General features: G+C 48.9%; 18 protein-coding genes and 1 tRNA gene. 8 read left to right on the top strand and 11 right to left on the bottom strand.

The annotated features are described in order from the left end of the window. Positions 1–164: 164 nt before the first annotated feature. Together P2W70_RS17050 and P2W70_RS17045 are read left to right on the top strand one after the other, a co-directional pair. A complete protein-coding gene (locus tag P2W70_RS17050) occupies positions 165–485 on the top strand; it encodes an ArsR/SmtB family transcription factor (protein ID WP_276482704.1) in 321 nt (106 codons plus the stop codon). Then, the gene (locus P2W70_RS17045) at positions 482–991 is read left to right on the top strand and encodes an SRPBCC family protein (protein WP_276482703.1); all 510 of its coding nucleotides are present in this window, start codon (positions 482–484) and stop codon (positions 989–991) included. Before P2W70_RS17050 ends, P2W70_RS17045 begins: the two co-directional genes overlap by 4 nt. 312 nt (positions 992–1303) lie before the next feature. Here the strand turns inward: P2W70_RS17045 and P2W70_RS17040 are convergent, their stop codons facing one another. Both P2W70_RS17040 and P2W70_RS17035 read right to left on the bottom strand, forming a co-directional pair. Continuing rightward, positions 1304–2170 carry an OmpA/MotB family protein gene (locus tag P2W70_RS17040; RefSeq protein ID WP_276482702.1) on the bottom strand — a complete coding sequence of 289 codons (867 nt, stop codon included), beginning with the start codon at positions 2168–2170 and terminating at the stop codon, positions 1304–1306. Between the two features lie 538 nt (positions 2171–2708). Further along, positions 2709–3104, bottom strand: a complete 396-nt coding sequence (locus tag P2W70_RS17035) for a hypothetical protein (RefSeq protein ID WP_276482701.1) — start codon at positions 3102–3104, stop codon at positions 2709–2711. Between the two features lie 280 nt (positions 3105–3384). Between P2W70_RS17035 and P2W70_RS17030 the strand changes: the two genes are divergently transcribed. Then, positions 3385–4482, top strand: coding sequence for a glycosyltransferase family A protein (locus tag P2W70_RS17030; RefSeq protein WP_276482700.1), 1098 nt, complete (start codon positions 3385–3387; stop codon positions 4480–4482). Positions 4483–4493: 11 nt separating this feature from the next. Here the strand turns inward: P2W70_RS17030 and P2W70_RS17025 are convergent, their stop codons facing one another. After that, positions 4494–4931 carry a response regulator gene (locus P2W70_RS17025; RefSeq protein WP_276482699.1) on the bottom strand — a complete coding sequence of 146 codons (438 nt, stop codon included), beginning with the start codon at positions 4929–4931 and terminating at the stop codon, positions 4494–4496. A 39-nt stretch (positions 4932–4970) separates the two neighbouring features. Then, the gene (locus P2W70_RS17020) at positions 4971–5231 is read right to left on the bottom strand and encodes a hypothetical protein (protein WP_276482698.1); all 261 of its coding nucleotides are present in this window, start codon (positions 5229–5231) and stop codon (positions 4971–4973) included. Between the two features lie 17 nt (positions 5232–5248). Between P2W70_RS17020 and P2W70_RS17015 the strand changes: the two genes are divergently transcribed. Beyond that, complete coding sequence (locus P2W70_RS17015; RefSeq protein ID WP_276482697.1) at positions 5249–6310, top strand: DUF2278 family protein; 1062 nt, start codon at positions 5249–5251, stop codon at positions 6308–6310. Between the two features lie 346 nt (positions 6311–6656). Here the strand turns inward: P2W70_RS17015 and P2W70_RS17010 are convergent. Then, positions 6657–6741: transfer RNA gene (locus tag P2W70_RS17010), tRNA-Ser, on the bottom strand. Positions 6742–6939: 198 nt separating this feature from the next. Here P2W70_RS17010 and P2W70_RS17005 point away from each other — a divergent pair. The 3 genes from P2W70_RS17005 to P2W70_RS16995 all read left to right on the top strand — a co-directional run bounded on the left by P2W70_RS17005 (position 6940) and on the right by P2W70_RS16995 (position 9085). Then, positions 6940–7440 (top strand): MarR family winged helix-turn-helix transcriptional regulator, encoded by a 501-nt coding sequence (locus P2W70_RS17005; RefSeq protein ID WP_276482696.1) that lies wholly within the window; start codon positions 6940–6942, stop codon positions 7438–7440. A 235-nt stretch (positions 7441–7675) separates the two neighbouring features. Beyond that, positions 7676–8458, top strand: a complete 783-nt coding sequence (locus P2W70_RS17000; protein ID WP_276482695.1) for a hypothetical protein — start codon at positions 7676–7678, stop codon at positions 8456–8458. A gap of 3 nt (positions 8459–8461) precedes the next feature. Further along, positions 8462–9085 (top strand): hypothetical protein, encoded by a 624-nt coding sequence (locus P2W70_RS16995; RefSeq protein WP_276482694.1) that lies wholly within the window; start codon positions 8462–8464, stop codon positions 9083–9085. Between the two features lie 166 nt (positions 9086–9251). Here the strand turns inward: P2W70_RS16995 and P2W70_RS16990 are convergent, their stop codons facing one another. Together P2W70_RS16990 and P2W70_RS16985 are read right to left on the bottom strand one after the other, a co-directional pair. Beyond that, the gene (locus tag P2W70_RS16990) at positions 9252–9452 is read right to left on the bottom strand and encodes a helix-turn-helix transcriptional regulator (protein ID WP_276482693.1); all 201 of its coding nucleotides are present in this window, start codon (positions 9450–9452) and stop codon (positions 9252–9254) included. Next, positions 9452–9907, bottom strand: coding sequence for a hypothetical protein (locus P2W70_RS16985; RefSeq protein ID WP_276482692.1), 456 nt, complete (start codon positions 9905–9907; stop codon positions 9452–9454). The genes P2W70_RS16990 and P2W70_RS16985 overlap by 1 nt, the downstream gene beginning before the upstream one ends. A gap of 132 nt (positions 9908–10039) precedes the next feature. Between P2W70_RS16985 and P2W70_RS16980 the strand changes: the two genes are divergently transcribed. Beyond that, the gene (locus tag P2W70_RS16980; RefSeq protein ID WP_276482691.1) at positions 10040–10909 is read left to right on the top strand and encodes a DUF4349 domain-containing protein; all 870 of its coding nucleotides are present in this window, start codon (positions 10040–10042) and stop codon (positions 10907–10909) included. Positions 10910–11255: 346 nt separating this feature from the next. On the opposite strand, the gene P2W70_RS16975 is transcribed toward P2W70_RS16980, so the two are convergent. The 4 genes from P2W70_RS16975 to P2W70_RS16960 all read right to left on the bottom strand — a co-directional run bounded on the left by P2W70_RS16975 (position 11256) and on the right by P2W70_RS16960 (position 17403). Then, entirely contained in the window at positions 11256–12722 is a 1467-nt protein-coding gene (locus P2W70_RS16975) for a hypothetical protein (RefSeq protein WP_276482690.1), read from the bottom strand. Positions 12723–12853: 131 nt separating this feature from the next. Then, positions 12854–13636, bottom strand: coding sequence for a DUF4249 domain-containing protein (locus tag P2W70_RS16970; protein WP_276482689.1), 783 nt, complete (start codon positions 13634–13636; stop codon positions 12854–12856). 5 nt (positions 13637–13641) lie between these two features. Further along, a complete protein-coding gene (locus tag P2W70_RS16965) occupies positions 13642–15708 on the bottom strand; it encodes a TonB-dependent receptor plug domain-containing protein (protein ID WP_276482688.1) in 2067 nt (688 codons plus the stop codon). A 90-nt stretch (positions 15709–15798) separates the two neighbouring features. Further along, a complete protein-coding gene (locus P2W70_RS16960) occupies positions 15799–17403 on the bottom strand; it encodes a collagen-like triple helix repeat-containing protein (RefSeq protein WP_276482687.1) in 1605 nt (534 codons plus the stop codon). Between the last annotated feature and the right edge of the window lie 9 nt (positions 17404–17412).

Raw genomic sequence — 17412 nt, 5'->3', positions numbered from 1 at the left:
TGGGGAGCCTCTCCCGCCACGGGCCATTTCCGCTACGGCATCCTCCTTGCACCTTTTTTTACCCTGCCTCATATACCCCCTGATAATGTCGCGAACGCCCCCCGCGCAACCAACGGGTTGCACGTAGATTTGCTACCAGTGAGTTGCAGATAAAATAAACGACCATGAAAAAAGATGTTTTCCAGGCCATTGCCGACCCCACCCGCCGGGCCATCCTGTTGTTGATGGCTGCACAGGCCATGACGCCCAACGCGCTGGCAGCGCATTTCGACACGAGCCGACAAGCCGTATCAAAACATATCCGGGTATTGGCAGATGCAGGATTGGTGAGGCAGGAGCAGGCAGGCCGGGAGATCTATTATCACTGCAACGCGAAAAAAATGAAGGTAGTGGCCGATTGGCTCGAACCTTTCCGGCAGTTGTGGGAAACCCGCTTCAATCAATTGGACAACGTATTGAAAAACATAAAAAACAAAAAATCATGAGTACCAACAAAACAGCACAGTTCACCAAAGACCTGGCCAACAAAAAGATGCAGGTCATCAAAGAATTCAATGCACCGGTAGCCGATGTATGGGCTGCCTGGACGAAAAGCGAATTGCTGGATCAGTGGTGGGCTCCCAAGCCCTGGAAGGCAGAGACGAAAAGCATGGATTTTACAGAAGGAGGTAAATGGGCTTATTTCATGGTGGGTCCTGAAGGCGAGAGACATGGTGCGGTGATCAATTATAAGAAGATCGAATCCGGCAAAAGCTTTACTGGTGAAGATGCTTTTACCGACGACAACGGCCAGGTCAACAAGGAAATGCCAGTCATGACGTGGCATGTGCAATTTGTGTCTGTAGCCGACGGCACCAAAGTGACGATCGATATCACCTCGCCCACTGAAGAGGGCATCGAAACCTTGCTCAAGATGGGCTTCCAGGAAGGCTTTACGATGGGCCTGGGCAACCTCGACGAGCTGTTGGCGAAGAAAGCGGCGAAGGCGTAAAGGCGTCGAGGCAACTAGGGAACAAGGCAGCAAGGAATACAGGAATACAAGGCGTGAAGGCATCGGGGAATACAGGCAACAGGAGGTGCGCCAGAAAAGCTATTACAGCCATGAAAAACAATACAAGTTCTCTCCAGCTGGAGGGAACTTTTTATTTATGGAAAGTACATAGTACACCAAATGCTGCCCGACACCTAGGCACTTCGTTGTTGCGTGTGCCAAAGGGATCGGCCAATAACAATAAAAGCAAGCTGCCAAGGGCAGCCTGCTTTTGTGCGATGGGTGTAACCCCGAAAGCTATATTAACCTAACCTACTTCTTACCATCGGCATCGGGCGCCTGGCCAATGAGCTCCATAAACTGGTCGAGCTTGGGCGTAATGATAATTTGGGTGCGGCGGTTCTTGACCTTACCATCTTCCGTGTTGTTATCAGCAACCGGATTGTACTCGCCGCGTCCGCCTGCAGTGAGGCGTTTAGGATCTACACTGTACATGGTCTGCAGCGCCTGCACCACAGACGATGCCCGGAGCGCACTCAGGTCCCAGTTGTTGCGGATATTCGGTTTAGAGATGGGTACATTGTCTGTGTTACCTTCGATCAGCACGTCGTAATCTTTGTAATCAGTAATGATCTTGGCAATCTTAGAGAGGGTAGCGCCTGCCTTGTCGGAGATCTCATAGCTGCCGGATTTGTACAGCATATTATCGGATAGCGATACATACACGACTCCTTTCAATACCTGCACATCAACATCACTCAGCTCTTCGCGACTAAGGGAGCGGGTGAGGTTGTTGGTGAGCACCATGTTGAGCGAGTCGCTCTTGTTCTTGGTATTCACCAGGTGTTGGATATACTTGTTGGCTGCGGTGATCTCATCTACCAGTTTGGATACATTGACATTACCCTGGTTGGCACCGGCCAGACATTTTTCGAGGGCGGATTGCAAAGCTGTCAATGCAGCCTTTTGTTGCGCGATCTGGTCTTCCAGGCTGGTGACGCGAGCTGTGGCACCGGCCAGACTTTGTTGACTGGTTTGGTATTTACTGTTAATGTCGCGGGTCGATTCCCGGAGCTTTTCATAATCGGTGTTCAGGGCTTCATACTTCTTCTTACTGATACAACCCTGACCAATAACGGCCAGCAATAGCAGGGCCAATGACAAACGAATTAATCTCATATTACGTGGTTTTATACAACAATGCTGTTTCAATGATGGGCAGTCAGGCCTGGCAGCGACCGCCAACGAGGATAAGAGAGTGGGCCATCCACGCAAGAGATAAATTTATTGTGCCAGCATGCTGGCAGGTGTTGAATGACAGTGGGAGTAAATGAACAGTTGTTGCAACAAAACAACCATCGAGGCAAGAAGATAAGGGAGAAGCAACGTTTTCAAAGTAGGTGATTGAGTTGGCTGCTTCATTGATTGTCAGCTAGTAGTTGTATTAGGCGGACAAGTAAACAGGTGTGGGTAGCGATCTTGTGCTGATAGGTTGGAAAAATTCTCTTCGTGGCCGTTAAGCTGAAGGTGAAACCTCGGTACATGTCAACCAAGCCCTGGTGTTGTAGAAAATAGGGGACAATTATGCCAGGAGACTGGCTATAGACCTGGTGCTCGTGACTACGCTAAACGAATAGCACATCGATAAAAAATAATAGGGCGCCACGTAGAAACGTCCGCCCTGTCTCCCATTAAACCCCTTTGGGCTATTTCGTTTTTATCTATTCAGGTTAAAGCTCATGCAGGCGTATCCATTTCTCGGCATTCTAAACATAAAGGTGTCGATCACCTTGTTGTTGTCGTAATCCATGATGCGGAATATATAGCGCACCTCCTGCAAGAGGGTGACTGATTCGAAGGCTGAATCCCGGCAATGCGGCAGTTTACTGCTGTACTTGATCGGGATGTCGCTGCCATTGTCGACCGTCAGCCAATAGTTTTTACACATTAACGAATCTGTAGAATAAAAGCGGACAATAGTTGTGAATTGATTATCGGGGGGATAGTTACCTCCTGTATAGCCTCCGCCCGGTTCCGGCTCATACGTTACGGTAAAAGGAGGTTCATCTTTGGAACAACCCAATAAAAGTAGCGCGATGATCAAATATTTCATAAAATGGTTTAATGGAATAAATGATGGTATCCATGGGGGATACGAAAAAACGCTACTAATGTTTGGTGCTGTTCTAACTACTGATGGTTGCGAGAATCGATTAGACGCTGGAGATTCGAGGTAGACGAGTTGATTACGACACTAATTTAGTAAGAAACTTAATACAAAGATCATACCGCTCAAAATATATTTCACTTCGTCCAAGTATTGCTATCGGTTCATTTTGAATCATGCATCCGGGAATGGTTGTCATTCGTACATATAATAGTAATCCAATATCATGAACTATTATAAGCTGTCTTTTTGTACGGTTTGCATGAACCGTACCGAGCACCTGAAACAAACACTGATCCGGAATATCCGTGACAATATCGACTACCCTCAACTAGAGTTTGTCTTATTAAATTATGGTTCCAAAGATGATCTGCATGAGTGGGTGATGAACGAGTTGGCAGAATACCTGGCGACAGGTACCCTGCAATATTATAAGGCCGATTTTCCGGAGTTGTTCAAAATGAGTCACTCCAAGAATATGGCGTTTCGCCTGGCAACCGGCGATGTGTTGATCAGTGTGGATGCCGACAACTATACCGGCGCCGGATTCGCCCAGTATGTGAACCGATGGTTTCACCGTAGTGAGCAGTTGTTCCTGGCACCACCGTGGACGGATGTGGGCCGCAAGTGGTGGGATGTACAGGGCAGGCTTTGCCTTCGCACCAGCCATTTTGCCCAGTTCCATGGCTATGATGAAACCATCATTGACTACGGGTTTGAAGACCAGGACCTCAAGCACCGGATGATCCAGTCGGGTATCCGGAAGACGGTGATCCGTAATGTACAATACCTCTCGGCTATACAGCATACGAATGCCTTACGGGTGCAAAGTGGTATTACCCGCAAACTGATGGCCACGATGCTACTACGCGCTGGCGAGCGAACGGGGTGGGAGCTTTGGTACCTGCGCACCGATAACCGTTTCGAACGATTTAAAGTAATCGCCCCCACCATCAGCATTCAAACGCCCCCGCTGATGGACAGTCTGCCGGGTGCCCATCCCTGCACCGTTCGGCTCACCGATCTGAAGACAGGGGCGTATCAAGCCAGTCACCGGGGCATTACGTTCCTGAGTCATCAGGGAAAAGTGATCGACGAGTTGACGCATGAGTCGGCTACGGAACTGACGGCCGCTACAGGAACTGCCTTTTACCGTTTGCAGCCGGGCGAATTGATGGATCAACTGCTGCTGGGCCGATCCTGTTTCCTGGGCAGGCAGCGGTTATTGCACAACCGCAAGCACCAGAACAAGGTAAACCCGTTAGGGTATGGTAAAGGACTGCTGACGCATTGGCCGGAGGGCCGTGTTGTACAACTGGACTAACTACTTACTGCTTATACGATCACAAAATCATTCATCTCTTTTCTGTCTGCCAGCGACCTTTTGTCGAGGGAGAACAGTTTGTTGACCAGTTTGAGCATCTTGTTGTAGCCATGCTGTTTACGTACGAAGTAGGCAGCGCCTTCATCGAGCATCATTTGCACCAGGGCAAAATTGTCGGAATTGGAAAAGATGATCACCGGCAGTTGCTGCAGGTTGGGATCCGCTTTGATCTCGCGCAGGCAACTGAGGCCGTCTTTCTTGGGCATGTTGAAATCCAGGAAAAGTGCGTCCGGGAGTTGTTTGGCGTTATTGAGCCAGGTCATGAGTGCTACGCCATCGTCTACCGTATGCAGGGCGGGTCTCAATCCAAGGTCTTTCAGGATGTCCCTGAAAAGGCTTCTGTCATCGGCATCATCATCTGCGAGCAATACGCTCTGTAAGGTATTCATGAAAAAAAGAATGGGTTTGGTAAAACTTTGGAGACCTCCCTAAAAATTTTGTGCCACGACACGCTGCAACGATGAAAAACACATTAAAAACGATGATTGTTGGGAGGGATGGAGGCTTGCGAACAGCGCTGGCGGCAAAGTGGCAGCGGGTGAAAAGACCCATTTTACGTAAACAACAGGATAAAGGTGTTTTAACGCTTTCCCCAACATGGGATAAGCGATTATTTTGATTTGCCAATCAGTCCATACAATAAGTAATGCTTTTGCGGCCTGCATCGGTAGGAAAACAAATTCAATCATACTCAATATTTATATTTATGCCACTCAAAAACTATGGGGTATTAAAAGGTCACGCGACAGAGGTTCGTTTGGCCACCAATCAAAATGCCCATTACCAGGTGCGACTGATTGCGAACGACCTTAATTATCGCATCGCCATCAATGTCAAGTCGGCGCTCGAGCCTTCAGAACTGGAATATCTGGTCCTTGAAAACTTTGCCCATCCGATCATTGACACCATAAAGAATTTACCTTTTGGATTTACGGCGCTGGCCCCCAGCCCGGTAAGCGGAGCGCTGGATTACATTCGCGGTAATCTTTTTGAACGATCCCAGATGCGTCCGCTGCCGTTCAATGTACCGGGGCCGGACAACGATTTGAACGACAAAATCAATTCGCTGATGCAGCGAGCCATGGCCGACGAAGCCGCAGAAGTGTATGCATTCGGAGAGACCTGGGGACCCGAAACCAGTCAACGGGATAGGTTTTTTGCCTTTCTTCCCGGCAACGGCATTCATGATATACACATGAACCAAAGCAACGTCGGAAGGTTTGTTGGTGATGATGGGGTTTGGCAGGATGGGGGGGTGTTGATCCATTTTCCGCAACAACATCAATGGGTAGCCATATTCCTGAAATTTCAATCACAAGGTTGGCACACAGACAATGCTACTGGCCACAAAATTGGAGATGCCGTTACTCCGGGAGCTGTGTCGCCGGGCAACGTGCCTGCCATCGGTGGCGCGGAGGGACCTGTTTTCAACCCTACACCTGGCGAATCGCAGGGCCTGGTTCGTATCATTGGCGCACTGGTCAACTCCATACAGTCGCCAGAGGTAGAAAGCGTAACACTGCTGAATACATCACCTGGTGAATTGGACATCACGAATTGGGCTATTCTGGATTCACAAAAGAAAAAGCAAGTTTTAGTGGGTAATATAGGACCTGGAGAATGTCTCCAAATCCAGATCAGGCAACCTCTAGCGCTCTCCAACAAAGGAGGCATTATTACCTTGATCGACGACAACGGTCTGAAAATCGATGGTGTGGCTTATACAAAAGAGCAGGCATCTCACCCAGGCTGGACTATTGTTTTTTAGTAGTGGACCGGTAGGTCTGGCGCGCCCGTCCAGGCGGTTGACATCAAGCTGGCAAGGCTGACTGCAGGCCCCGCCTAAACGCAAAATGCCTCGGTCTAAGACCGGAGCTTCATTAGTTGATTTGGGCGGAGAAAGGGATTACCACTTCGTTCCGGATATCCTTGGGGAGGGGGGCTTTAAATAAAACAACTGAAGTGTCCAACTGTGTGCGCCATTTTTCATTTCCCGTCCGCTTAGGTAAGCCCGCTTGCCACGCTGCCGAAAACGGTCCATTCCGGGTTTCATTCCGGGTTTTAAAGAAAAAAGACACAACAAGTTATTAGGTAACAAGTTGTGTCTTTTTTAGCGGAGAGAGAGGGATTCGAACCCCCGGACCTGTGACAGTCAACGGTTTTCAAGACCGCCGCATTCGACCGCTCTGCCATCTCTCCGCGGCAAAAGTAGTATTTGCAGATATACTTCCAAAAAAATCTATAGAAATTATTTTCTTTCAGCGAATTAGGTCAGGTTTTCCCTAAAAACGGCACAAGGAATAAGCGTCATATTTTGCCCGGAAATGCCCGATTTATTTGGACTATTGGCCCCCAATACCATATCTTAGCCACTAAGACAATCAGTCGCTAATCAAGATGGAAAGTTATTCACACCCTCCCTTCAACATCACTATTCAGGCTGTCCGGACCGTCAGCCGCCAATTTGCCAACACCACGACGTTGCTGCACGAAACAATCGCCCGGCAAGCCGGCCTGTCACCGACCGACCTCAAGTACCTCGAACTGATCATCCAGAAAGGACAGATGACCGCCGGTGAACTGGCCCACCTCACTGGCCTGACCACCGGCGCCATTACGGGTCTTATTGACCGCCTGCAAAAGAAGAAGCTCGTAAAACGGCAGTATGCCAAGGATGATCGTCGCAAAGTGTTTATCGTGCCCATCACGGCCAATACCTCCCGTATTTTAGAGCCCCTGACGCACCCGCAATCAGAAAAGATCCTTCGCCACCTCCAATCTTTCGACGAAGGCGAACTGCTGACCATTCTCCATTTTTTCAATGGCATCAACGAGGCCAACCTGTCGGCTATTCACCAGATATCCCGGGCGAAGGGTGGGCAGGGGGCGACATTGTAGGTCTTGCAGGCTTACCCGATTAATTCCAGCTCCTTTTGTATCAGCTTGCAGTGCCTTGTGGTTTTCTATTAATCTATTATTATATATCCCGGTAGCAGTCCTAAAAACATGGGACTAAGAAGGGTTACCCCTATATTAAAATCCCGTGTTTACACGGTCTCCCACCCATGGATCATTACCTATTTTGCGCCTGAACGATACCAGGTAAGCCCAAAAGAAACCTTTTAACCACACTATGCTCAATCTGTTAAGAAAAGGAAAAGCAGGCAGGAATTTCGAATTTGACAATAGGGCAATCGGCTGGCGGGAGGTCCTCAATAGTTCGGAAGATTTCATTACCTCCAACTTCTTCGAGCGACTATTCTATTTACCCGAATCGATGATCTGGGAAATACTGGACCGGTCGTTGCTGGACAGGTCGACACCATTGCCACGTCCCGAGATCCTGCAATATGAGTTTTGGCCAGGCTGGACATTGGACAATCGGGTGGAGCCAGACCTCTTCATTCGATGCAACAACCTCGACATCATTGTAGAAGCTAAAGCCCGTGATGACAACAACGCTCAAAGCCCCGCCCAGTGGGAAAGAGAAGTGAAAGCCTATCAATTGGCTTATGGATCCGACGTCTGCCACGTCATTCTATTGGCGATCGGCGGCAACGATCCACTCAACAATAAGAATGAGACGATCGACATAGAAGGCCGATCCGTGACTGTTTTCAAGATCCGGTGGCGAGCATTGCTACAGACGTTGAAAGCTGTGAAGGAAGTCCGTGATACACTACACCAGCCTGTCGAACTCCCGATGGTGGGCAACATCTTAACGGATATGATCGAATACTTAAACTTCCACGGTTATTATCCGCGTGAACTATTCAACAACTTCCATACACCCTATACCATTTCGGCTGATTCTTTCATGGCACTGACAAAGGGAAGACCAGGCATGTTGGATGGCCTGTCAAAGGACTTTAACATCAACACAGTATCATTAACTACTCTTAAAACTTCGCCATAATATATGGAAACAACTGATCTGCAAGCAGCACTGATCGATGTTCGCAAGGCCTATCGGCTCCTGTATATGTATCAACGCCGATTGGTCGATACGGTAGACTATATATCACAATCTATCGGCGTCCAGATCGAAAATACCTATTGCTGCTTCAGCGGCAGCTTTTTCGATGGCAGAAAACATTACCGGGATTACTGGGCCTGGGATTGGTTACCCATGTATTTTCATGAATTCTATTGTGGAGCGCATAAGCGGCTGAATGGCCTGGTCATTAATGTTGGTATTGCTATTCAAAGTGATACCGGTTTCTACGATGCCCAGTTATCCAACAAACAAAACATAGAAGCTTACGCGCCCGTAGAGGATTCCGAAACGCGGCTACTATTTTACCTCGCCCGAAATGGCTGGAAACAGGATTTTCCAGAGTTTGAGAAGCTTTGGGAGCGGTCGCAACGAACCTTCGCTCTTACAAAAGGCGATAAGCAGTTTGCCGCCATCGCGCTTCCCCTTAGCGATTTCATGCATGAAACATTGATCCATGCAAGCCTGAAAATAGTAGCGGAGTTCTTTCAAAACAATGGATTTCCCGAGTTTATGGTGGGCGAAGGAATAAGGAAGCAAAAGGTCTAGCTTATGTTTTCGACTCAGGAATCGATGAGGCGGGGCAATAGCCCACCTCATCGGCTTTCAATGCACTGCCCGAGGTTAGAGAAGCGTTCCCGTTTGCCGGCGGACAGGTGTAATTGTACCTGAACTATTATGACGTACCATGTAGACCCAACGAGAGCACGTAGTGTTAATCATTTGCTTCCAGCTTAAATACATCCTCCACCTTTTTGCCGAAAGCCTTCGCCAGTTTAATGGACAGGACGACAGAGGGCACATACTTGTTGATCTCTATGGAAAAGATCGTTTGCCGGGACACGCCCACCAACTCTGCCAACTGAACCTGGGTAAGTCCTTTCTTTAACCGTTCTTCTTTGACCGTATTCGTCATTACCTGTATTTGAAATGGAGTATGTAGTTGAAGCGGCCAATGAAAGCAACCCAGAACAGCAGCACCAGCGCAACAAAGAATAACATGATACCGCCTTCGCCCGGGTCACCGGCCAACAACACAAAAAGAAACCCGGCTATCATAACGATGATCTGTAAAAACGCCGCAAATTGAAAGCTCTGCAGTCTTGTGCTTTGGACCATTTCATCCTCCACCTTTTCTTTTGAAAAGGCGATAAAATATAGCCCCGTCAGGAGGGCAAAGAACCCCAGGATGGCTGCAACTATATTAACCAACTGAAACCATGTGCGATCATCACCGGGAACAGGTTGCCCAAAGCAATAGGCCAGCAGCTTATTGATATAGCCTTTTTGCATCAGCAACCACAGCAAAAATCCGAGTGGAGCCATGGCGGCTCCTAACCGCTTAAAGCGGTGGGGGAGTAGCAATTTCATGATGTTTAATTTATACAACGAATGTAAAGCATACTTTACATGACTGCAAATAAAAGTTTCTTAAAACAGGAGGCATAACCAGCCTGGATACCAGAAAAAGCATTTCTTTGGCTTCTTCAACCAACCCCAACTATGACAAATATCTTTAAAGGACGATTCTGGAAATACGGCAGGTGGTTTGTCGTATTGTTTTTTGCCCTGTTAGCCCTTCGACTGGCGTATGGATATGTCGCCAGTGGCCTGTCGCAGAGTGGTGATGATGCTGGCAATTATTTTGACAGGATTGAGAACCTACGGAAAAACTATGCCAGTGAAAAGCAGTTGATACAGCACGACGTTCCTGCAGATGGCATGGGCGTCTCTTCGCAGAAATACGAAAAGACGGCCTCCATCAAATCGAAAAGCACCCAGTTTGAGGAGGGTTTAAAACAGATCAACGCCGACATCAAGCAATTTGGAGGTGTGATTCAATACGAAAAAAATACGGGTAATAAAGGAAGCCGGGAAGTTCACCTGCTGATCGGTATCGTACCAGACAAGTTTGATGCATTCTATGAAAAGATCCAACAAATCGGCGATGTAAAAGCCCGACAAGTCACCAAAGTAGATAAGACGAATGAGTACCGGCAGTTGAATGCCAGGAAAGCGTCGCTGGAAAAAACGCTGGCATCGCTGAATGAACTCAAGGCCAAGGGAGGCGTGATCAGTGATTATGTTACCCTGCACGACAAGATACTGGAGATAGAATCGCAGCTCCAGGAACTAGGGGTGGAGTTGGGCAACTTCAATACCGAGAATGAATTTTGTACGGTGAAGTTTTCGCTGTATGAAGGTGCCACGCAAAAGGGCATACCTTTTCTACAACGACTTAAAGTGGCACTGGAATGGACCATCGAGTACTATGTCTATTTGATGATCGGCTTGTGCGGAGCAACAATCACCGTACTGTTCATACTGCTTATCGTAGACAAGCTGGGTGTCATGAAAATATTGAACAAATAAGCGCCCGCAAGCGGGCAGGAGCGTCCAGTAATAGGGGCGGTAGTCGATAAAATATTTGGACTACCGCCTTTTTCAATTGTATATTAGTCATCCACTATAAACCGCCCGACAGTGTGTCAAAACAGACACTTTTCTATATTCTCCATTTCGATCAAACCCGCCATGGGATTGACTATGCCGTTCCAGCAACATATAAACCCGCATCCCACCTGCATTTGAGCCCTCCCGACATGGGGTTGACCTGGAATTGACCTGGGGTTAACCTGCCGTTGACTACCGGCTGGTACGGAGCAGCCAGGGAGTAGCTACGGAGCGGCCAGGGGAGCGCTATACGGGAGACTGCAGGCTACTCATACGTAAAGTGATACCCCGTCAGATGCTCCGTCGGCATGATCTTACTGAGTAGATCAAAGAGACGGGTATCATAGGTGCGGAGTTGTTCGCGGGTTTTTAGTTTGGTGCGGACACCATTGATGAGCACATACATATTGCAGGTATCGAACCAGGCCTGTACACCTTCGGCAAAATACTCGGCATCGTTCTCCATCGAGTAGGTGCCCGACCACAACCCATTGTTTTTAGCATAAGCAAAGGCAGCCAGCAGTTCGGCCTCAAAGCCGGTACGTGCTTTACGCAGTCCGTAGTCAACATTATGTGCAAACTCATGCACCATGATGCTTTCATACAGGTACCGATCACCGCCGCCTGGCAGCTTTATGATGTTCTCCTCGCCGCAGGTCATCAGTGGCAACCATTCCGTAGCGCCATATCCTCTGCCACGCGCATCCCAGTCTGTTCCCGGCCACCAGATATTCATCATCCTGTTCTCGGGCATATCGGTTACCTTCTCCCGGGCGCCAATCACACCCACCCGGAAATTAGCCTTCAGCATCGCCGCCTTTGCCTCCGGTATACGCGTAAGCATTTTCTGAACGATCATTTTTGTCTGTACCAGCGCCGAGTCTGCCACAAAACGAGACGCTACGATGGGAAAACCATCCGCGTCGATATACTTTCTATAATAGGTATCGAGGTTGGATTCTTTTCCTTCCAGCCATTGTTTCAGGCTGATGGGAGGCAGGCTAATGCCGTGGCTATTGGCGGCGATAGACCTTTTACCCCATACTGCTTCCATCAAAGAAAAGCCAGTGGGATCATGGCGCTGCAGCTCGTGGTAATCGAAGGGATAGTAATTGTTCTCCGACAAATAGGCCTCTGTCAATTCAGCAAAATAGTCTGCCGCGCTTTTTGACGCATCGGGTACGGCGTCTTTCACCAGCACTAAACCCGTCGTGCCATAGGCTTTCGCATATTTAGGAGCACGAACCGCATTGTAATTGGATTCAAGGCTGCTTTTTTCAGCACCGCCCAGGTATTTCTCCATATGCTTCTTCGCCAGGAAATGGTAGAGTATGCCGGGCTCTGTTTTTGTCTTTCTGTCATGGTAACCCAGCAGGTCGCCGATCACTAAAGCATTTTTAGTGCTATTGTAGATGATCGTACCTCCACTACTTTCTATCCAGATCGTATCCTGCTTCCACTTTTCGGTGGCCGATGCGGTCACTATCGTGGAGAAATTGCGCAGGTCGTCTTTTATCAGTTGTATCGCGGTAGCAGGCGTTCCGGAACGTGCTGCCTCCGTTTTGTGTATTGCGAGGGTAATATTGCCTTCGCGCGCGTACACATAATGCTCTACCACTTCGGGTGGTGTAGGAGGAGGCACAACAGGATCGGGGGGCGGCGTATCATTTTTGGAACAAGCGGAGAATAAACAGGTAATGGCAAACAGGGACATCATCATTTTGTGATGCATGCAGGGAGCAGTTTTATGATTTGGTTAGTAGGTTGACCAATCAAATGTATCGACTATCGCTCTGTAAGTATTCAGGCATGTTGATGCGTTGTATGCCTATTTTACCCAGTAATCGATTGCTCCAACATAAGCTACTTCGCCCTCACCTTATCCATCGTATAATACGTGAAGATCCCCAACCCGCCAGTGATATTGGATATGATCTCCTCCGGGTTCAGCAGTGGATCACTAAATGCGCTGTTGGCGTTTTCGACGGAAGTAAGATAGTCGTAGTATTCTTTTTGAATATGAAACAAGGTTACGGTAATGGAGTCGGTGCCGGATTGGTAGTTGGACAGTGGCATTACACAGGAGGTGCCTGTGCCCGGGCCTTGCTGGTACAACATAGATTTGGACATCGCCACCTTGCCCTGCTTGTAAGTGGCTGCATACATCCTCAAATAGCGCGGCTCGTTGCCAAGCAGGTCATGGTGAGTCACAATATTTTCTTTGTTCAGCTCTACTGACTTTATTCGAACGGGGCTCACCACCTTCGTAGCTGCCCGCAACGTCCTTCCATCTTTGGTGGTAATATTGAGCTTGAAGTAGGAGTGTGCTCCTTCCCGCATGGTATCCACACTGCCATAATTGATCATGATCCGCCGGTCGGTCTTTTTGTACAGTATATTGCGCGTCGCTATGGTACCTGTATCGGTATCCATCGACACCCTGGCATTCCAAACCGCCAGCAACACCAACTCGTCCTGCAATGTGTTGCTCTCCGTGAGCATCACCTCTGCGGGATATCCCGGTGTCAGCAATCCCTCTACCACCAGGCGGCTGGGCCCCTCGGGTATCTGCACCTCCACATCCAATTTGGCACAACCTGTCATCACCCCGGCAATCAGCCCCAACAAGCATAGCGTCTGTTTCATCCTCTTTAGAATTCTGTGTGTAGTGAAATAAAAGGCACCATGGGCAGAATAGACTTTGTCTTCGCCTGCAAATACCGTTCTCCATCTTCTGTTTGCCTGATCTTGAAATAAATGAAATAAGGATTCTGGTACGAATAGGTATTGTAGATACCCGCCGTCCAGGAACAGCGGATCTTACCCAGGTCAAATGCATGTTTGACCGACACATCCATCCGGTGACTCAGCGGCATCCGGTAATTGTTTCTTACTGTATATACCGGCACCGGCTGCAATCCTCCATCACCCAGGTCTGCATCCTGGTGTATGTAGAGTCCGGTAGGCATGGTGATCACACCGCCACTCTGCACATACTGCGATAAAGAAAAGGTCCAGCGGGGTGTAAACTGCCACTGTATCACCATATCCGCCTTGTGGCGAATATCATACGGCAGCGGGTACGCCTGCCCTTCATTGATACCCGGGAATCGCCCTGTGGTTTTTCCATACGTGTAGTGCGCCTCCAGCCGCCACTGGCTGCTGGTATAATAGGCATTCAGCTCCACGCCGCGTGAAGCTCCGGCACCCTGGACCGTCTTGAAATCGAGGGATGAGAAATAGTTCTTGTCCAAAAACTCCGTCTGGTGCGGCTGCCGTATATAATAGGCCGCCATACTGGCTTTTATTTTGTGGCCAAACGCCCTGCTGTAGCCAGCGGTGACATGCCAGGCGTCTGCCGGCGGCGCATTCTTCACCGAGGGATACCATATGTTGATGGGCAATTGTATGCCCGTAGGCACATACAGGTGTGCATATTGCAATTGCCGGTTGATACTCACATTGATGGCTTGCTGGTACCAGGTGTACGTCATATTGAAGGTTGGAGCCAGCGCGGTAAAAGGTTTATCTGACTTATAACGACTAACGGTGGTGCCGAGCCTCACCTGCAGGTGACGGGTCACCGCGATAGTGGTGTATATATAGGCCCCTATGTTTTCCGCTCGCTTGTCAACTGTAATGTGCTGTTGCGTGCTATCTGCGGCATCGAGGGAGGAGCTGGTCATACTCAGGCGATAGCTCTTTGCAAACAGTCCATAATCCAGCGAATAGCTTTTATCCAACTGCCAATGAAAATCGGCTCCTGCGCCCGACTCCCTGACTTCATTTTGCAACTGACGACCGATGCTTTTATAGGAGGCGTCAGCCTGGTAACGGGACGTCCCGGCATTGACGGTCAGGCACAGCCCGCTAGTTAATTGATATTGCCAATTGATGCCAATCGTCAGATTCTTCCAGTGCCCATCCAGGTTGAGTTGCGAATCATCCATGCTCAACCGGTCGCCGGAGCTCATGGTGTTCAACTTAAACAAGCCTGCCCGGCTATTGAGCACGATGGTATTGTTCCAGTCGTAGAAACCATACACCGGCAGCGGCGAATAATCGGCTTTGCCTTTATTGAGTCGGTTGTAGGTGTTGGAGATGAGGTCAAAATACGATCGGCGTACATTACTGATGATGCCTAGTTTGTTCCTGATCACCGGTGCCTGCACGCCCAGTTTGGAGGTGAGTATACCCAGTTCAGCCTGGCCCCGTACACTATCCGGCACCTTATCTGGTGTTTCCAGCAACAGGTACGACCCCAGGAATCCATTGTACTTCGGGTGGATATTGTCTTTCAGTAATTGCACTTTGCTAAAGGCGTCCGCATTCGCCGGGGGATAGATACCCAGCAGGTGATTGCCCGAAAAGGTATTGACGCCATCCAGCAGCATACCCGTGTTGCCCGCATTCAAACCGCGCACAAACAAACCGCTGTTGACTTCAGTCGTATGGATAATGCCAGCTTGCTTTTGCAATGCTTCATAAATATTGGCTTCCCCCAGCACACTGCCTGTGCGCACGATATCTTCCCGGCTGAGGGTAATATTGGCGGAAGGGGTGGGGGCCTTTACACCAATGACCGTAACCCGCACCAGCGTATCGCTCTTGCGAGGCTGCGCGGTATGCTGACTGGTGTCTTTGGAAGTGGTGGTGACCTGGGCGGTGGCCGTGCCAGTAGCCAGGAGCAGCACTATAAAACAGGCAATGATGCGCATAGTTCTATCCAGGAAATATTTAGAACAGAAAAACTGCCGTAAACAAGTAGCCTCGTTTACGGCAGTCGGCATTATAGAAAATGCGGAATGCTAGTTCGTCTTCTTGGTATAGCTGGCTGTCAGCTCGATGCGGATACTGCCGCCACCATCTGTAGTGCTCGCACCATTGGTAACGATCGTTTGCGGGTAACCAAACTCGTTGAAATCTTTGTACTCAATGGAACCAAATGCTGCACTGTTGGCATAGGCCACTTTTTTAGGCGCATTGACCGGGCTGAAAGCTCCTAAGCCAGGAAATACAGATCCGATAGAATTGCCAAAAAAGTTTTTGTAGCTGGTATACTCAAGGGTAGCGTAAAGATACAAGCCCTTGGGGCGAACGACATGTGGCCCATAAGGGTTTACTGGATTCTCCCAGGGGTCAAATTCGCTCCATCCATAGGAATACAATTCACTTTGATAAGCATAAATTTTAACCGGATTACCATTGGCATCATACTCTGCCTTCATCATCTCCGTAGTGGTTCCACCCTCTACTTGTTTTACAGATACCAGCTGGTTGGCAGCGTTGTATTCGTAATTCATTGTTCTGGCAACCGAGCTATTGATGTATTCTACCGCCTGGGACAGTTTTTTGAGCGAATTATACGCCAGACTAATATAGCGTTGCTCTCCAGTCCGGGTTACTTTGGTGACCAGGCCATCTGTATTGGTCTCGAGCGCATAGGTATCTGAAGAAACAAGATCACCCGGATTGGTTACACCAGTTTTATCATACCTGCCATAGGTTTTATACCAGTTGTCGGTAGAGCCAGGTACATAAATCTGCGCATTAATATTGTACACGACGGTTTCGCTGTATACATAGTCGGAGTAAGCCGGTAAGGGTGTGGCGAGCTTTACCACATTGGTGTACTTACGGTAGATAGAGCTACCACCGCCACCTGACGTTAAATAAACATATAAGGTATACAACCCATCGGTTCCTGTTTCAGAAAAGAAGGATCCTTTATAGGTAGCGTACGTCACCTGGTCTCCATCTATACTTTGGAAGTAATTATAGGTATAGGCGATATCTTTTCTTAGCGCAAACCGCTTCACCGTTGCACTGGTCAATTTGCCGGCCGTATAACTTTTGCTGACCTCCATGCTTTTCCTGACCTGACCGTCCACGATGTCACTTGATTTGGCCGTAGCCGCCTCGAAAGTAGTTGGATCATAGGTCATCTCCAGGTAAGGCGCTGCGCCTGCGTACAGGGAAGCAATCAACTGCTTGCCTTTGGTATCTGACAACAATACCGCCGATAAACTGCCATCCGTACCTGTCACGACCTGGAAGGAAGATTCATTGCCATTGGTCAGCTTGATCTTTAAGATGCCGGTCGTTTCATCGTAGGTGATGGACGCGATGCCTACGCCAGTGGCACCTGTGGGGCCGGCAGGACCAATAGGACCGGCAGGGCCCGTTTCGCCTTTTACGCCCGCCGGAATAGGCGTCGTGATCTTTTCTCCCGTGCTATACGTAATCACCATATTGGCGCCCTCGAAAGTAATCGCGGTCACCGTTTTTCCTTTTTCAATGGCTTCCAGCCTTTTTTTGAGTTCTGCAATTTCGTCGTCGTTGTCGGAGTCTTTCTGGCATCCAAAGAGGATGCTGCTCAGGGCGATGGACAAGAACAATACTTTCTTCGTCATTGTTGCTTT

It is taken from the genome of Paraflavitalea pollutisoli, from assembly GCF_029360705.1.
Taxonomy (GTDB): Bacteria; Bacteroidota; Bacteroidia; order Chitinophagales; family Chitinophagaceae; genus Paraflavitalea; species Paraflavitalea pollutisoli.
The sequence above is the reverse complement of the archived record's forward strand: the minus strand, read 5'-3'. Positions and strand labels throughout refer to the sequence as shown.

Bases quoted from the DNA above. Each gene is read 5' to 3' on its own strand.
- P2W70_RS17005 (WP_276482696.1), top strand. From the start codon at position 6,940: ATGGAAAGTTATTCACACCCTCCCTTCAACATCACTATTCAGGCTGTC.
- P2W70_RS16985 (WP_276482692.1), bottom strand. From the start codon at position 9,907: ATGAAATTGCTACTCCCCCACCGCTTTAAGCGGTTAGGAGCCGCCATG.
- P2W70_RS17035 (WP_276482701.1), bottom strand. From the start codon at position 3,104: ATGAAATATTTGATCATCGCGCTACTTTTATTGGGTTGTTCCAAAGAT.
- P2W70_RS17030 (WP_276482700.1), top strand. From the start codon at position 3,385: ATGAACTATTATAAGCTGTCTTTTTGTACGGTTTGCATGAACCGTACC.
- P2W70_RS17025 (WP_276482699.1), bottom strand. From the start codon at position 4,931: ATGAATACCTTACAGAGCGTATTGCTCGCAGATGATGATGCCGATGAC.
- P2W70_RS17050 (WP_276482704.1), top strand. From the start codon at position 165: ATGAAAAAAGATGTTTTCCAGGCCATTGCCGACCCCACCCGCCGGGCC.
- P2W70_RS16990 (WP_276482693.1), bottom strand. From the start codon at position 9,452: ATGACGAATACGGTCAAAGAAGAACGGTTAAAGAAAGGACTTACCCAG.
- P2W70_RS17040 (WP_276482702.1), bottom strand. From the start codon at position 2,170: ATGAGATTAATTCGTTTGTCATTGGCCCTGCTATTGCTGGCCGTTATT.
- P2W70_RS16970 (WP_276482689.1), bottom strand. From the start codon at position 13,636: ATGAAACAGACGCTATGCTTGTTGGGGCTGATTGCCGGGGTGATGACA.
- P2W70_RS17000 (WP_276482695.1), top strand. From the start codon at position 7,676: ATGCTCAATCTGTTAAGAAAAGGAAAAGCAGGCAGGAATTTCGAATTT.
- P2W70_RS17015 (WP_276482697.1), top strand. From the start codon at position 5,249: ATGCCACTCAAAAACTATGGGGTATTAAAAGGTCACGCGACAGAGGTT.
- P2W70_RS16960 (WP_276482687.1), bottom strand. From the start codon at position 17,403: ATGACGAAGAAAGTATTGTTCTTGTCCATCGCCCTGAGCAGCATCCTC.
- P2W70_RS17045 (WP_276482703.1), top strand. From the start codon at position 482: ATGAGTACCAACAAAACAGCACAGTTCACCAAAGACCTGGCCAACAAA.
- P2W70_RS17020 (WP_276482698.1), bottom strand. From the start codon at position 5,231: ATGATTGAATTTGTTTTCCTACCGATGCAGGCCGCAAAAGCATTACTT.
- P2W70_RS16965 (WP_276482688.1), bottom strand. From the start codon at position 15,708: ATGCGCATCATTGCCTGTTTTATAGTGCTGCTCCTGGCTACTGGCACG.
- P2W70_RS16980 (WP_276482691.1), top strand. From the start codon at position 10,040: ATGACAAATATCTTTAAAGGACGATTCTGGAAATACGGCAGGTGGTTT.
- P2W70_RS16995 (WP_276482694.1), top strand. From the start codon at position 8,462: ATGGAAACAACTGATCTGCAAGCAGCACTGATCGATGTTCGCAAGGCC.
- P2W70_RS16975 (WP_276482690.1), bottom strand. From the start codon at position 12,722: ATGCATCACAAAATGATGATGTCCCTGTTTGCCATTACCTGTTTATTC.